A 14,499-nucleotide genomic window follows, 5' to 3' on the forward strand; every position below is an offset into this window, starting at 1 on the left:
AAATCAATCGAATGATTTTATGGAAAATTGAAATCTCGATGCACTATCGCACTAATATAGTGCTAATCACTCACCATTAATTTACGATATTCATCATAAGCAAAATGATCGGTCATACCACTAATATAATCCTGTAATAATCTTGCTCGATAATAGAACTCCCAAATGTTAAAAGCGGCATCCGCTTTTTCAATTTGTAAAACCGCTTCCAGATAAGCTTGACGATGTTTTTCTGGAAGTTTATGAAATAATCGCGTTTCAATCATATATTGTGGATGACCATTTTTGGTTGTTAATTGCAAAAAATCGTCTGTTGGCATATTGAGTAATGGATTGTATATATCGAGTAAACCGGTAATAATTCGATAGCCTTGCAATTCTATGGTTTCGATACTATCGTGATTAAAAATATATTTAAATGCAACCTTCTTAAAAACTTCCAATAATTTAAATTCAGCATCATGATCTTCTAATAAAGCATGATTAAATGAACCAGAATAAATTGCTTCAATATTTTCAATAAAACGTTCTGCAGCATGGGGAACTAAAATACCCGTCGTATTGACTCTTAAGGATGTAAAAAATTGATCTACACTCATGGAATCATTTTTTTCACTCAATGCACTGGTATAGGCGCCCGCAACCACCCTCTCGAAAAGGTCGCCTTTTTTAGTAGGCCCCCATTCCTGCTGTAAATAGAAATATAATCGTTCAATCGTCAAAATCCTTTTTTCAACCGCATCTTCCAAATCTGCGATACAGTATGATATATCATCCGCTGCTTCCATAATGTAAGTTAAGGGATAACGATGAAACGGTTCTTGATCAAGCTCTACCATTAGTGAGTTAACAAAAGATTCTTCCGATAAATAATAGCCTGATTTTTTCATAAGATAATGAAATTCATCTTTTACTGGCGCAAGCCAGTATGCGGGTTTAGTATATTTTAAAATGCAGGCGATTTGTGAATAGGTTAAATTCAATTTTAAGATTGTGTGAACTAATCTAATGGCTTGCGCGTTACCATCGAAATGACATAAATCCTGACGAATTTTACGGCGTAATTCATCAAGTTCTGGTTGTGTTCGTTGGTAATTCAATGGAGTATAACTTGATGAACGCTCAACGGCTAATTGCTGACTAAACCAATTATTAATAGCAGCTTCACCAAAATGACCAAAGGGTGGATTACCAATATCATGCATTAGGCACGCCATTTCCACTAAACTTTCAATAACAACGCCTAAATTATCCAATCCGTATTGGTTAAGTTGATTTGTTTTCGTTAAATTATTCATGATTTCTTTCACAATATAACGACCAACTTGCTGAACTTCTAAAGAATGGGTTAAACGTGACCTAACAACTGCATTACGCTCTAAGGGAAAAACTTGTGTTTTTTGTTGTAAGCGACGAATGGCAGCGGAATTGAGAATGCGATCACGATCACTTTCAAAATATTGGATGAAGGAATATTCATCGCCAACGTTATATTTAGTCTGTTTCGTGTAACGTTGATAACTTATTTTTTTATGAAAATTGATCTTCACATATTCTCCTAATAGCATTGCTATTAATTGATACCTTCGCTTAATAAAACAGCTTTTGCCCAATCAATAGCTGAAGCATAATCTACCGATAATGTCGTTGTTAAACGTTCTAAGCAAAAACATAACTCCAGTGAATTCTGATGAGTCAAATTTAAATGCCCCAATTTACGCCCAGCTCTTACCGCCTTTTCATACCAATGAAGGTGAACTAACGATTCGGTTAACCAATCACAATTGTAAGACATACCAATCAGATTAACCATTACAGAATTTGCAAATACAGCTGGTGACGGCATTGGTAAATCCATAATAGCGCGTAAATGCAACTCAAACTGACTGATTGACGCACCATTTTGCGTCCAATGTCCGCTATTGTGAACGCGTGGCGCTAACTCATTAATTAATAACTTATCACCGACAACAAAACATTCCATTGCCATAACACCAATGTAATTTAGCTTAGCCATAATCGTTGCTAGCATCGATTCAGCATTAGCTTGTAAAATTTCATGTGGATTGGCAAAAGCCACACTCATCTTTAATATACTATTTTGGTGAAGATTATAAGTAACTGGATAAAATACCATTTTACCTAGTCGATTACGTGCACCAATTAATGATAATTCACCATTAAAGTTTATTGCTTGTTCAACGATTGCCGCTTGATAAGCATCATCGGGGATTAGATCGGTTAACTCAGAAGTGATACGCCATTGTCCTCTACCATCATAACCACCAGTCCGGCGTTTAACGATCAATGTATGACCCAATTTTGCTAATAATTTAGGCCAATCTGCGAAAGAGTCTAATGGCTGCCAATTGGCAGTTGGCAGATTAAGTTCATCAAGTAATTGCTTCTGCCTTAAACGGTCGGCAATAAGTGGAAAAACATCTCGATTAATGAAAGCATGATGACTGGCCAAAATACGAGTAAATGGTGTTTCTGGCCAACGTTCAATTTCTGCAGTGATGACAGCATTTTGATAAGGAACCATCGTTGGATCGGCATCTAAACCAACAGGATAAACTTGAATACCTAATGGTTCGCCAGCTTGTCTTAGCATACGACCTAATTGACCGTCACCGAGAACACAAACTTTTTTCATGATTAAATCCTAATGTTAGTTTATTATTTATTTTCTTGGGTCTGGATTTGTTAGTACATCATTAGTCTGCGCTTGTCTGAATTTTTCCAGTTTAGCAAACAGTACCCTATCATTAATTGCTAGAATCTGTGCAGCGAATAATGCGGCATTTGCTGCTCCTGCTTTACCTATAGCTAACGTACCAACTGGAATTCCTTTTGGCATTTGCACTATTGAATATAAACTATCAATACCACTTAATGCAGCACTTTGTACGGGTACCCCTAACACTGGGACTAACGTTTTAGCCGCTAGCATACCAGGCAAGTGAGCAGCTCCTCCGGCACCAGCAATAATTACCTCAAATCCATTATCTTTGGCTTGCTCGGCAAACAGGAATAATTTATCTGGCGTTCGATGTGCAGATACAATTTCAACATGAAAAGCAAGTTGGAGTTGTGTTAAAAGATCAGCACTGTGTTGCATAGTGTCCCAATCACTTTTTGAACCCATAACAATTGCAATTTTCGCTTTTTTTGATAAATCTGAAGAATTGGTTAATGGTATTTTAGACATAAACATTAATTCCCTCATTCTAAAGTTTTAGTATTATAAAGAAATAAGTTTATCCGTATAGCGTTTATTCATTTAATTTTTCTTTTTAGTTAGTACCTTATTTACCACAAGACATATTGATAAAATGTTCAGCATTCACCTAGGTTTTAAATTCTACAATAAATTCTTGCCCTTATTTTTACTTGGCTATCAAAGATTTCATCAATTATAAATGTTAAACATTTGTAAAATTCAGATAAAATATAGTTTAAAGTAAAATAAACATCGCAAAATATATTTTGTAAATACAAATACTATTAGCAATCACATGTGCACATGTTACAATATCAAACAATGAATAATAGATTATATTAAAACGTTTAGGAGTTTATCAATGGCAAGTCGAGGTATTAATAAAGTCATTTTAGTAGGTAATTTAGGGCAAGATCCCGAAGTTCGTTATTTACCTAATGGTGGCGCAGTAACTAATATAAGTGTCGCGACGTCCGAAACGTGGAAAGATAAGCAAACTGGTGAGCAGAAAGATCGTACAGAATGGCATCGAGTTGTCATTTTTGGCAAATTAGCCGAAATCGCTGGTGAATATTTAAGAAAAGGTTCGCAAGTTTATATTGAAGGTCAATTACAAACCCGTAAATGGCAAGATCAATCCGGTCAGGAACGTTACACTACTGAAATCGTGGTTAATATTGGTGGAACATTACAAATTTTGGGTAGCCGTAATACTAACTTTGATGATGCAGCAACCCAAAATTGGGGGCAAAGTGCAAATAACCAATCGTCTGCTCCTGCCGCTCGCCAACCCGCTGCTGCACCACAACAACCAATACCGTCCAATGAACCACCAATGGATTTTGATGACGAGATCCCTTTTTAAGTCAGATTCACCTCTGACTAAAGAGACTAAAAAGGAATCCTTTGGTTTCCTTTTTAGTTTTCATTTTACTTGAAATAAGCTTACAACTAAAAATATTAGATATAAATAGTTGAATAATAATCTACACTAAATAAACTTATAAAAATCATTCACTCTTATTAATTTTTTAGTGATAAGGCACATTGCAAATGCTAACCTATTACTCATTAAACACTATCCTGCTAAAAAGCAGAATTAACGTTGCTAATGTAGTAAATCATAAAAAATCAACTTAATGAATAATTGGTAAATGCTTACCCTATCGATTCCTGATTAAAATAAATTTATTAAAGTACTTAAAACAACAATACAAAGTACCACACTCCATAGTTTAATTAGCCATTTTTTTGTTCGTGAAAGTTGTAGATTAAGTTCGTTCAACTGTAGGATAAGTTGCCGGTTAGATTTTTCAAATTGTTTTAATTTTTTTGGTAAATCAGGTAATAAATCTTGCCATTGTGGTAAAGCATGCATCATATTTTTAGCAATATGCAATGGACTCATTTGTTCTTGATACCATGCTTCTAAAAATGGTTTAGCCGTAGACCATAAATCCAACTGAGGATAAAGTCGACGCCCTAATCCTTCGATATAAAAAAGCGTTTTTTCCAGCAGCACTAATTGTGGTTGAATCACCATGTTAAATTGTCGAGCAACATTAAATAAATTATACAATATTTGTGCAAAAGATATTTCTCCTAATGATTTGGCAAAAATTGGGTCACACACTTCTCGCATTGCTGTTTCTAAAGCAAAAACATTTGTATCTTCAGGAACCCACCCTGATTCAATATATAATTCAGCAATTTTCTGATAATCACGATTAAAAAAAGCAATAAAATTTTGTGCCAGAAAATATTGATCTTCTTTACTCAGTTCTCCCATAATGGCACAATCAATGCCGATATAGGTTGGATTGATCGGATCACTGGCATTAATAAACACATTTCCAGGATGCATATCCGCATGAAAAAAATTATCCCGAAAAATTTGCGTAAAAAATATATCAACGCCTCTCTCCGCCAATAATTTTAAATTAACACCTCGCTCTTTTAATTCTGCTATGTTGTTAATCGATATACCAGAGATACGCTCTTCCACTAAAACATTAGCTCGACATAGCTCACGATAAACATAAGGAATATAGAGCATATCACTTTTAATAAAGTTATTCCGTAAACGTTTGGTATTTTCTGCTTCTTGCAGCAAATTTAACTCTTTGAAAATCGTTTTTTCATAATCACTCACTACTTCAGTCAAACGTAAGCGCCTAGCATCATAATTCATTTTTACCAACCGCTCCGCACACCAATACATTACTGCAATATCGGCTTTAATGAGTGGTTGAATATTCGGCCGTAATACTTTAATAATTACCGCTGCCCCACTACTTTTCAATTTGGCTGAATGCACTTGAGCAATCGAAGCTGAAGCAAGAGGCGTAAACTGAAAATCATCAAAAAGCGTTTCGATTGACGTTGATAAAGCTTGTTCAATGATATGTTTTGCTTGTTCACCATCAAATGGTTTAACTTGGTCTTGTAATTGCGATAAAGAAATTAACAAATCATCGGGTAAGAGATCTTGTCTGGTAGACAACATTTGCCCTAATTTAACCCAAATTGGCCCAAGTTCTTGTAAAGCCAATTTTAAACGTTCTCCTCTATTACAATGTTTAGCTTTTTTCGATACCCAAAACATCATAAAAAGGACAAATTTAAATCGGTTTGGTAAGATCGATTTAGGAAATAGTTCAGCTAATTGAAAAGCGCGAAATGCCGCCATGATTTGATAAAGTCGCCAATACTTCATTAGCATCCTCAATTAAAATTTAAAACCAAGATGCAATGCTACAATACCACCTGTCATATTATGATATTGCACATCTTTAAAACCGGCCAGCTCCATCATATTTTTCAATTTAAGTTGGTCAGGATGCATGCGAATTGATTCAGCTAAATAACGATAACTATCGGCATCATTAGCAACAATTTTTCCCATTAACGGTAACATTGTAAATGAATAAAGATCATATGCTTTATTCAATAATTTATATTCTGGTTTGGAAAATTCTAAAATTAATAAACGTCCACCTGGCTTCAGTACTCGCCACATTGATTTGAGTGCTTGATCTTTATTCGTTACATTACGTAAACCAAATGAAATCGTAATACAATCAAAACTATTGTCAGCAAAAGGTAACGCTTCGGCATTTGCTTGTACATATTCAATATTTTTAAATAAACCTTTATCACGCAACTTTTCACGACCAACTTCAAGCATGGAATCATTGATATCAGCTAATATTACTAATCCATCATCGCCTACTAATTGCGAAAATTTAGCAGTTAGATCACCGGTTCCGCCAGCTAGATCAAGTACTTTTTGCCCTTGCCTTATACCACTATACTCAATAGTGATTTTCTTCCAAAGCCGATGAATACCAAATGACATTAAGTCATTCATAACATCATATTTATCAGCAACAGAATGAAATACATCGGCAACTCGTTTTTCTTTTTCTTGTTTAGGAATCTGTGTGAAACCAAAATCAATTGTTTCTTGCTGGTGTTGATCGTGTCGTGGTTGATCATGGATTTTTGACATAATGAAAACCATTTAATAAAAATTTGCGTTATTTTAACATATCGCCTAATGCTACACTATACAATTAAGGCGATGATAGCCATTTAGACTTCAACTATTAGAAAAGTAAAATCTTTGATTCACTAAGAATTGATTGGTACTTTTACCTATAATCGGGTGAAGATATGCTTAATTGATTTAATGTGCTAATAATGTCTATTCTAGCTTAATCTTAATTCGCTCAATAACAGATTCAAAAATAGCCAGCTGACTTTCATGTGGATTAAAATCATGAGAATGAATAACTAAATCAAAGGGATAATTATTAATTAATTCTTTTAAAATCTGATTATCTTTACGAAAAGATCGTTGATAATGATGATATAAAGTTTCAAAATCAAATGCGGTAAATAATAATTTGTTAGCACAAGTAGCAGCATCATCAATACGTTGTGCTTGTAACATGGCAATGCGGATATAATCAGCCTCATTTAGTGTTGAAGAAACTTTGTGATGATGATCGTTTTGAAAATAGTTAATATAACCATTCGTTACATAACGCGTATTAAAAATATTGGCTAATTGCATGGCCAGTTGATCAAATTGATTTAGTTTACCAACTAAAGCTATTTTCATGACGAAGAATGGTCGAGCAACTTGGGAAATATATTGCCAATGTTGAAAGGGATTTTGACGAATTTTTGTCGCACTAATATTAATAAAATCACGATTAACATCAATGAGCTTTACGCTACAATTAAAATAGCGTTCATGATTGGCAACATCTTGTTGTTCGCTGGTAAAGATAACCATTGGTTTAACTTGATGTTTAGCTAAAATCGCCTTAACCCGATCACTCCAATCTTGCCAACCGTTGGGATAATAAGCGATTCCGCTTTCGTCTAAAACATGAATATGAATATTACGATGATGTTGGAAGGTTTTTTTTAACCAGTAAAATCGGTCTCTAACTTGTGGCTGGCGTAACATACCACTTGCTTCAAATAGTTTTAAGTCTCTGGCTGGCTCACAACCTAGGAAAACATGTAGTTCATCAACTTGCGTTATGGCTTTTTCAATAAGATAAATATGACCACAATGTAACGGATAAAATTTACCAAAAATAACTCCGATTTTACGCTTAGTTTTCATAATAGTGCTACAAATATTGTAATGATAGAGAGATATATTTTCTTAACCGATACAATGTATCCAAAATATATTTTATTTCAAGTAAAAAATATAGGAAAACACGTTTATAAAATGAAAATTATACTAAATTAATATATATACTCTGTATTATTGTATTTTTCTTAATTTTAAATAGAGTGCTAAATTAGCACTCTAAAAAAATCTTTATTAGCTTCCTAATGTAAATTTTTACTTAGTATGAGTTCGGTCAATTTTAGCTAGTAAAATGCCACTTAAAACAGAAATATTTAAAGCTGGCATCGCCTCACTACCCGATAAATAAACAACTTTATCAGCAAATTCGACTAATTTAAGATTGATTTGTTGGAAAATGACAAAGACGGTTTTGGCACGCACCGATAATTTAGTTAAATTTTCCGCTTTTATTGTATTCACTTTACAAGGTAAAAGAGCAACAATTTGATATCCATATTGTTTAAACTGATCAAGTGAAACAATAAAATCATCAGCTTTAATTGGCGTAAGATATTCTGCTCCACCTTCAGAAACACGTAAAGAGGCACCATTATCTAGAATATCGGGTTGTCGTAACATTACGCCATTTACTTTAAAAAAAGCGGCTGTCCGAGCGATTGCACCTAAATTATGTGGGTTATTGATATCATCAATTGCCATTACATAATCATATTTAGCATCATTATTTTGAGCCAGATATGTTGCCGTAGTCAAAGAAGAGCGTTTTTTCACAATCAAACACACTCCACCATGATGTTGTGTCTGAGCAATTTTACTCATATGCGCATCATCTACGATATCGTAACCAAGCCGACGTTCAACTAACCAAGCTATCAACGGTTTAAATTCATGGGTTTTTTCTTGTAAGAAAAAAGCTTTAATAATCGATTCAGGCCGTTTAGCAAAAATAGCTTTACAACTATTTTCGCTATAAACTAATGTTTCTTCTTTACGCTGACGTTTCAATTGTTGATTTGAAAGTATCGTCGTATCATTTTCAAATGTAGCTAGTTGCTCAGATTTCTGTACCCGACTTTTCCAAGGCGATTCATGAGATGTCACGCTGTTATTTCGAGAACGTGGCCTAAACATTTCGATACGATTATCTTTGATAGTTTCACGATTCATCTTCGAACGTTCGGTACGACGTTTATCATGGGATGATTTATCTTGATCGTGTCGTGGAGCCGAGCCTCTTTGATGACGACTATCATTGCCTTGATAAGAACGTTGAGATGATTTACTTTCAGCAGATTTTTTAGCATAAAAAACCGTAGGCTTTCCTTGTTTATCGGCTGATTGATTGTCATTCATAATATGCTCACTATTTACCGGGTTCGTATTGTTGGCGCAACTTTATCCAGTACACCATTTATAAACTTATGGCTATCTTCAGCACCAAAAGTTTTAGTTAAATCAATTGCTTCATTAATGACAACTTTATAAGGAACATCTTCACGTTTGAGAAGTTCATAAACCGCAATTCTTAAAATAGCATGTTCTACAAAACCTAATTCATTTAGACTTCGTTCATTCAGAAATGGCTCCATTTTTTCATCAAGTTCAGTCGTATGCGAAGCTACCCCATGTAATAATTCTCGAAAATACTTTTTATCGACTCCTTTCATATCTTGTTCAGCCATAAAATTGACTTCAACTTCTGATAAGTCATTTTTAGAAACTTGCCATGAATAGATTGCCTGAACTGCACACTCACGTGCACGACGACGAGGATTAGCGTTAGTCGTCACTATTTACCCCTTCTTGATACTGTTTAAAGTGTTATACATTTCTAGTGCGGTTAAAGCTGCTTCTGCCCCTTTATTTCCAGCTTTGGTGCCTGCTCGTTCAATCGCCTGCTCGATATTTTCTGTTGTTAAAATACCAAAGCCAACAGGTAGGGAATGAGCTAAACTGGTAGATAATATACCAGAACTTGATTCACCAGCGACATAATCAAAATGAGCAGTGCTACCACGAATTACCGTACCTAATGCGACCACAGCGTCATATTTTTTACTTTCAGCAACAGCCTTAACCGTTAAAGGAATCTCAAAAGCTCCCGGAACTTTAATAACAGTAATATTTTTATCTTCGACTTGCCCAATTCGTTTTAGCGCATCGATGGCACCTTCAACAAGGCTATCATTTATAAAATGATTGAAACGTGCGACAATAATAGCGACTTTTGCATGGGGTGCAGCTACTTGCCCCTCAATAACTTGCATGATTATTCCTCGAATATTTAGCGAATCCCAAATGACTAGCTTTTACTAGCCTTTAACCTGAGCTAATTTTAGCATATATTCAGCTTTTCGCTATGGCGATTTTGATACTAATCATCGCAAATGAATGAAATTTGATTTAATATTTAAATTTGGCGGATGAATCTCATTGAATATTGAATTTGATCCATCAATAGCTATTATATGAGCAATTTATTTTTGCTAAGTTTGTCGAATAATTAGACGAGATTACAAAAAAATTAGTAGATTGAAGAACTATAAAAACAAGCCACGCAGTCATTTACTGCGTGGTTAAATAAATGTACTGTTTAGAATTAAAGATGATTATCTAAAAACGTTTTTAATTGTATCTTAGATAACGCACCTACTTGTGTGGCCACGACTTTACCATTCTTAAATAATAATAAGGTCGGTATACCACGAATACCAAATTTTGGCGAAATAGATGGATTTTGATCGACATTAAGCTTTGCAACAACTAATTTATCTGCAAATTCTTGGGCTATGTCTTCTAATATTGGTGCAACCATTTTGCAAGGACCACACCAATCGGCCCAAAAATCGACTAAAACGGGTTGACTTGCTTCAGCTAAAGTTTTTTCAAAATTTGCTTCAGTTAAGGAAATAATTGCATTACTCATGTTATTCTCCGTATTTTGCATGCGAATAATTATATATTACTTAATTATAGTATGTTACTTTACAACCATTCACTATCAATTAATATAATAGGAACTAATAATTGGTGCGAGTTTAGACACGACTGTGGTATAATACTGCAATTGTTTGAAATGACTAATTTAAATTTTATTTATGACCCAATCTTACCTCACGAAAACAGAGTTTAACCAGTTGCCACTTCACCCATTAGTACTTTCTGCATTGCAGAAAAATGGTTTCAAATTTTGTACACCGATTCAAGAAAAATCTTTACCTTTTACAGTTAAAGGAATGGATATTGCTGGACAAGGACAGACAGGAACAGGTAAAACTATCGCATTTCTCACTGCTACGTATAATTATTTACTGAATCATCCACCTTTGGAAAAACATCAAAATAATCAACCCCGTGCAGTCATTATAGCGCCGACTCGTGAATTAGTTGTGCAAATTCACCATGACGCACAAATGCTTTCAGCAACGACAGGTTTAAAACTCGGATTGGCGTTTGGTGGTGATGGTTACGATAAGCAATTGAAAACTTTATCTGACGGTGTGGATATTTTAATTGCTACGACAGGGAGATTAATTGACTATGCTAAACAAAATTATGTCAATTTAGCCGCGATTCAAGTCGTCGTACTTGATGAAGCAGATCGTATGTTCGATTTAGGTTTTATTCGTGATATTCGTTGGTTATTCCGGCATATGGCCCCACCTAAGCAACGGTTAACAATGTTATTTTCCGCAACATTATCACACAATGTGCGAGAATTGGCATTTGAACATATGAATGATCCACAATATATTGAAGTTGAACCTGAACAGAAAATAGGTCATCGTATAAAAGAAGAGTTATTTTTTCCTTCCGATGAAGATAAATTAGCTTTATTGCAAACCTTAATTGAAGAAGAATGGCCTGAACGTTGTATTGTTTTTGCTAATACTAAAGTGACTTGTGATAAAATTTGGCGCCACCTGATGGCTGACGGACATCGTGTTGGTTTACTCAATGGGGATATTGCTCAGAAAAAACGCTTGGCTGTTTTAGATAAATTCACTCAAGGTGAGTTAGATATTTTAGTTGCTACGGATGTGGCAGCACGTGGTTTACATATTCCACATGTAACGCATGTTTTCAATTATGATCTGCCTGATGACTGCGATGATTATCGGCACCGTATCGGTAGAACAGGACGAGCTGGTGCAGAAGGTTGCTCAATCTCATTTGCCTGTGAGCGTTATGCGCCTAACCTGCCTGCCATTGAATCTGCAATTGGACATATTATCCCGGTTAGTCACTATGATGCAAATGCGTTATTAACCGATTTACCAAAACCTAAAGCATCAAAACCATATAATAATCGGCGCAATAAACGACCTCAACATAAATCATCATAATGATTTTATAATCGCTATTTTTAAAAAGAGTCTAAATGGCTCTTTTTTAACATCACTATCTTTTTACTTAACTAATCAATTCACAAAAAACACAATCACAGTCATCGCTAGAGATTTATTTCGGTAAATTAGTTTATGTAATTAAAATAACCTTTCACTTAGGAAAATGATGGTCCACAAAACCGAAAACAATAACCAATAAGTATAAACTATAGTCGACAAAACCAGCGTTGTTGACTTATTTCCTCAGCCGATGGTATCCAAATTATTACCTTAACAATTTGGCATTGGTGATATCTGGTTGTCATGATTTTAAAGTTCCACTGTGCTGGTAAATTTATGATTTGAGTATCTGGATAACGATCGAGGATTTCAAATGCCATAGTTTGTGCAATATGTCTATTTTTGGCTTGCCATATTGTCGATGTTAAAACCGTCTGAAATTCAACTAACCCTAACATTACAATTGAAAATAGTAATATTGAAACCAATAATTCTATCAAACTAAATCCTGTAAAATGATTATCCGTCATAATCACTCACAATATTGACTTTTGTTATTTGGACAATAATCTAACCAATGTCCTTGCTGTAATGTTAATTTACCATTATACAATGTTGCCAAATGAAAAAGTTTGAATCGTTGGAATTCGCCTTTAACAATCACATACTCACCGTTTAACAATCCTGCGACTTTTATGCAAGCGGAAAGTTGATAAGTTAACAGTTCCTGACATTGCCAATGTTCAGTTGGTATAGTCCATTGCTGAGTTATGGCCCATTCAATTGATGATTGTGCTTGATTAAATTGCTGGTAATAACGTTTATATTGAATATAATCTTTTTGCCATAACGTCGAAATATGACTAAAAGTTTTCATCATGATGATGCCTAATGACATTATAATCAAAATCATTTGTAACGAACTAAATCCTTTAGATGGTAATTGTAATAGCTTAAAAGCTTGTCTCATTGCGATCATGCTAAAGATTTTCAGTCTTAACATAATGAATTCTCGAATGCGTTATCGAATGATTTCCCTTTATTTGTGCTGTTAATCGAATTTCTATGAAATGTGCACGTTGATAAATTTCAAACAAAGTCACATCGACTTCATTATTGTCAAAAAGTTTTTCCCAACCTTGTCCATAACAATGTGGAATTCCTAATCGATACACAACATTATTATTAGCGTAGCGATAAACAAAAATATCTGAACTATTCAAGTTGTGTTTATCTTCACGCCATTCTCCAGAACGATGCAGATCATAGCGAATTATAATACATTGATTATTATCCTCGATAAGGATTGCTGTTTTTTTTAAATTATCTAAATGATTAGCTAAAAAACCTGCACGTTTAATATCTTTAATTAACCCTGATAAAGTTTGGTTAATGGTTTCTTGTAACCGATACTGTTGATAAAATTGTATCGTATCAGTTTGCAATTTTGGGTAAAAAGCCATTATTATCATCATTAATAAAGAAGTTAAAATTAAACATAACAACATTTCCAATAAGGTAAAACCAGTTTTTAACATTTTGGAAATCCAGCCAAATAAACATTTGCCGAACAAAAACGAATACGCCCTCTGGTTGAAACGATAATCCTGCTTTCTCCCAGAGCATTTTTAAGTTTAATGGTCGCTGGCTGCGCCATACTTCTACGTCCATGGAATATTAAAATAGGCTCGACATTAACCTCAACAATATCAACTTGTTGGGTTTTCCCAATAAATTTAAAATAAGGATGAGTATAATCCGCTTGTTCATTATCAACTACTATTAGCTGCCATTCCTGATGATTTTTATATGCGATATAAATAGCATTATTACGATTAAATATATTAGCATCACTTTTAACTTGGTTGAAAAAAGCAACTAATTCTAATGTACCATTTGCTAATTCATTTTGTAATCGCATATCCCGCCAATTTGTGATAGTCATCATCACCATTATTGAACTTATTGCAATCACGATCAAAAGCTCCAAAAGTGAATAACCATTGTGATACATAATTAAGCCAGTTTAGAAATTTTACATGACATTAAATCAAACACTATCGTAAATAAAGTTAGTAACGGCGTTTTAGAGAGATCTATCGCAAATTTTGTGACTCTGTTTATGTTTTTATAACTAATAACTATCAAGTGTTAAATTATTAGGCATATAAATAGTTGTAAGATTTTACCTTTAGGTCATTAACTCCATGAATATATCCGGCTGTCATTGTGCCAATTCGTTAAAATTGTTCTATTAAAATGATAAAACTAAATAAAGCTCGTCATCCTCAAGCATAAAAAACTAACAT

At 34.2% G+C, this 14,499-nt stretch carries 16 protein-coding genes; 2 read left to right on the plus strand and 14 right to left on the minus strand.

The genetic code is table 11. The features are described from left to right. Window positions 1–62: 62 nt before the first annotated feature. Genes dgt through purE form a run of 3 tightly spaced genes read right to left on the minus strand, consistent with a single transcriptional unit; the run spans window position 63 to window position 3,211 of the window. A complete protein-coding gene (gene dgt / locus JMI89_RS00925; protein WP_187755647.1) occupies window positions 63–1,568 on the minus strand; it encodes a dGTPase in 1,506 nt (501 codons plus the stop codon). Between the two features lie 5 nt (window positions 1,569–1,573). After that, entirely contained in the window at window positions 1,574–2,656 is a 1,083-nt protein-coding gene (gene purK / locus JMI89_RS00930; protein ID WP_220679088.1) for a 5-(carboxyamino)imidazole ribonucleotide synthase, read from the minus strand. A 27-nt stretch (window positions 2,657–2,683) separates the two neighbouring features. After that, window positions 2,684–3,211 (minus strand): 5-(carboxyamino)imidazole ribonucleotide mutase, encoded by a 528-nt coding sequence (gene purE / locus JMI89_RS00935; RefSeq protein WP_187755649.1) that lies wholly within the window; start codon window positions 3,209–3,211, stop codon window positions 2,684–2,686. 373 nt (window positions 3,212–3,584) lie between these two features. Here purE and JMI89_RS00940 point away from each other — a divergent pair, with 373 nt between their 5' ends. Further along, window positions 3,585–4,088, plus strand: coding sequence for a single-stranded DNA-binding protein (locus tag JMI89_RS00940; protein WP_187755650.1), 504 nt, complete (start codon window positions 3,585–3,587; stop codon window positions 4,086–4,088). Between the two features lie 312 nt (window positions 4,089–4,400). Here the strand turns inward: JMI89_RS00940 and ubiB are convergent, their stop codons facing one another. From ubiB to trxA, 7 genes are all read right to left on the minus strand, one after another. Further along, window positions 4,401–5,939 carry a ubiquinone biosynthesis regulatory protein kinase UbiB gene (gene ubiB / locus JMI89_RS00945; protein ID WP_220679089.1) on the minus strand — a complete coding sequence of 513 codons (1,539 nt, stop codon included), beginning with the start codon at window positions 5,937–5,939 and terminating at the stop codon, window positions 4,401–4,403. A gap of 12 nt (window positions 5,940–5,951) precedes the next feature. Next, window positions 5,952–6,734 (minus strand): bifunctional demethylmenaquinone methyltransferase/2-methoxy-6-polyprenyl-1,4-benzoquinol methylase UbiE, encoded by a 783-nt coding sequence (ubiE, locus tag JMI89_RS00950; RefSeq protein ID WP_187755652.1) that lies wholly within the window; start codon window positions 6,732–6,734, stop codon window positions 5,952–5,954. A gap of 195 nt (window positions 6,735–6,929) precedes the next feature. Then, the gene (nadR, locus tag JMI89_RS00955) at window positions 6,930–7,865 is read right to left on the minus strand and encodes a multifunctional transcriptional regulator/nicotinamide-nucleotide adenylyltransferase/ribosylnicotinamide kinase NadR (protein WP_220679091.1); all 936 of its coding nucleotides are present in this window, start codon (window positions 7,863–7,865) and stop codon (window positions 6,930–6,932) included. Window positions 7,866–8,093: 228 nt separating this feature from the next. Then, window positions 8,094–9,194, minus strand: a complete 1,101-nt coding sequence (locus tag JMI89_RS00960; protein ID WP_187755654.1) for a tRNA/rRNA methyltransferase — start codon at window positions 9,192–9,194, stop codon at window positions 8,094–8,096. A 14-nt stretch (window positions 9,195–9,208) separates the two neighbouring features. Continuing rightward, on the minus strand, window positions 9,209–9,631 hold the full coding sequence (gene nusB / locus JMI89_RS00965; protein WP_187755655.1) for a transcription antitermination factor NusB: 423 nt from the start codon (window positions 9,629–9,631) through the stop codon (window positions 9,209–9,211). A 3-nt stretch (window positions 9,632–9,634) separates the two neighbouring features. Continuing rightward, window positions 9,635–10,108: a 6,7-dimethyl-8-ribityllumazine synthase gene (gene ribE, locus JMI89_RS00970; RefSeq protein ID WP_187755656.1), complete on the minus strand. Its 474-nt coding sequence runs from the start codon at window positions 10,106–10,108 to the stop codon at window positions 9,635–9,637. A 332-nt stretch (window positions 10,109–10,440) separates the two neighbouring features. After that, window positions 10,441–10,767 carry a thioredoxin TrxA gene (gene trxA, locus JMI89_RS00975; protein ID WP_187755657.1) on the minus strand — a complete coding sequence of 109 codons (327 nt, stop codon included), beginning with the start codon at window positions 10,765–10,767 and terminating at the stop codon, window positions 10,441–10,443. A 172-nt stretch (window positions 10,768–10,939) separates the two neighbouring features. Here trxA and rhlB point away from each other — a divergent pair, with 172 nt between their 5' ends. Then, window positions 10,940–12,187, plus strand: coding sequence for an ATP-dependent RNA helicase RhlB (gene rhlB / locus JMI89_RS00980; protein ID WP_220679092.1), 1,248 nt, complete (start codon window positions 10,940–10,942; stop codon window positions 12,185–12,187). A 209-nt stretch (window positions 12,188–12,396) separates the two neighbouring features. Here the strand turns inward: rhlB and JMI89_RS00985 are convergent, their stop codons facing one another. The 4 genes from JMI89_RS00985 to JMI89_RS01000 are packed head-to-tail and all read right to left on the minus strand — an operon-like array spanning window position 12,397 to window position 14,204. Continuing rightward, window positions 12,397–12,720 carry a prepilin-type N-terminal cleavage/methylation domain-containing protein gene (locus tag JMI89_RS00985; RefSeq protein ID WP_220679189.1) on the minus strand — a complete coding sequence of 108 codons (324 nt, stop codon included), beginning with the start codon at window positions 12,718–12,720 and terminating at the stop codon, window positions 12,397–12,399. A gap of 2 nt (window positions 12,721–12,722) precedes the next feature. Next, the gene (locus tag JMI89_RS00990; RefSeq protein ID WP_187755659.1) at window positions 12,723–13,193 is read right to left on the minus strand and encodes a DUF2509 family protein; all 471 of its coding nucleotides are present in this window, start codon (window positions 13,191–13,193) and stop codon (window positions 12,723–12,725) included. After that, entirely contained in the window at window positions 13,171–13,728 is a 558-nt protein-coding gene (locus JMI89_RS00995; protein WP_187755660.1) for a prepilin peptidase-dependent protein, read from the minus strand. The genes JMI89_RS00990 and JMI89_RS00995 overlap by 23 nt, the downstream gene beginning before the upstream one ends. Continuing rightward, entirely contained in the window at window positions 13,722–14,204 is a 483-nt protein-coding gene (locus tag JMI89_RS01000) for a prepilin-type N-terminal cleavage/methylation domain-containing protein (RefSeq protein WP_246415108.1), read from the minus strand. The genes JMI89_RS00995 and JMI89_RS01000 overlap by 7 nt, the downstream gene beginning before the upstream one ends. Between the last annotated feature and the right edge of the window lie 295 nt (window positions 14,205–14,499).

Origin of the sequence: Frischella sp. Ac48 (assembly GCF_019641635.1) — a bacterium.
Lineage (GTDB): Bacteria > Pseudomonadota > Gammaproteobacteria > Enterobacterales > Orbaceae > Frischella > Frischella japonica.

Coding starts and splice junctions, on each gene's coding strand:
- dgt (WP_187755647.1), bottom strand. CDS start 1,568: ATGCTATTAGGAGAATATGTGAAGATCAATTTTCATAAAAAAATAAGT.
- purK (WP_220679088.1), bottom strand. CDS start 2,656: ATGAAAAAAGTTTGTGTTCTCGGTGACGGTCAATTAGGTCGTATGCTA.
- purE (WP_187755649.1), bottom strand. CDS start 3,211: ATGTCTAAAATACCATTAACCAATTCTTCAGATTTATCAAAAAAAGCG.
- JMI89_RS00940 (WP_187755650.1), top strand. CDS start 3,585: ATGGCAAGTCGAGGTATTAATAAAGTCATTTTAGTAGGTAATTTAGGG.
- ubiB (WP_220679089.1), bottom strand. CDS start 5,939: ATGAAGTATTGGCGACTTTATCAAATCATGGCGGCATTTCGCGCTTTT.
- ubiE (WP_187755652.1), bottom strand. CDS start 6,734: ATGTCAAAAATCCATGATCAACCACGACACGATCAACACCAGCAAGAA.
- nadR (WP_220679091.1), bottom strand. CDS start 7,865: ATGAAAACTAAGCGTAAAATCGGAGTTATTTTTGGTAAATTTTATCCG.
- JMI89_RS00960 (WP_187755654.1), bottom strand. CDS start 9,194: ATGAATGACAATCAATCAGCCGATAAACAAGGAAAGCCTACGGTTTTT.
- ribE (WP_187755656.1), bottom strand. CDS start 10,108: ATGCAAGTTATTGAGGGGCAAGTAGCTGCACCCCATGCAAAAGTCGCT.
- trxA (WP_187755657.1), bottom strand. CDS start 10,767: ATGAGTAATGCAATTATTTCCTTAACTGAAGCAAATTTTGAAAAAACT.
- rhlB (WP_220679092.1), top strand. CDS start 10,940: ATGACCCAATCTTACCTCACGAAAACAGAGTTTAACCAGTTGCCACTT.
- JMI89_RS00985 (WP_220679189.1), bottom strand. CDS start 12,720: ATGACGGATAATCATTTTACAGGATTTAGTTTGATAGAATTATTGGTT.
- JMI89_RS00990 (WP_187755659.1), bottom strand. CDS start 13,193: ATGTTAAGACTGAAAATCTTTAGCATGATCGCAATGAGACAAGCTTTT.
- JMI89_RS00995 (WP_187755660.1), bottom strand. CDS start 13,728: ATGTTAAAAACTGGTTTTACCTTATTGGAAATGTTGTTATGTTTAATT.
- JMI89_RS01000 (WP_246415108.1), bottom strand. CDS start 14,204: ATGTATCACAATGGTTATTCACTTTTGGAGCTTTTGATCGTGATTGCA.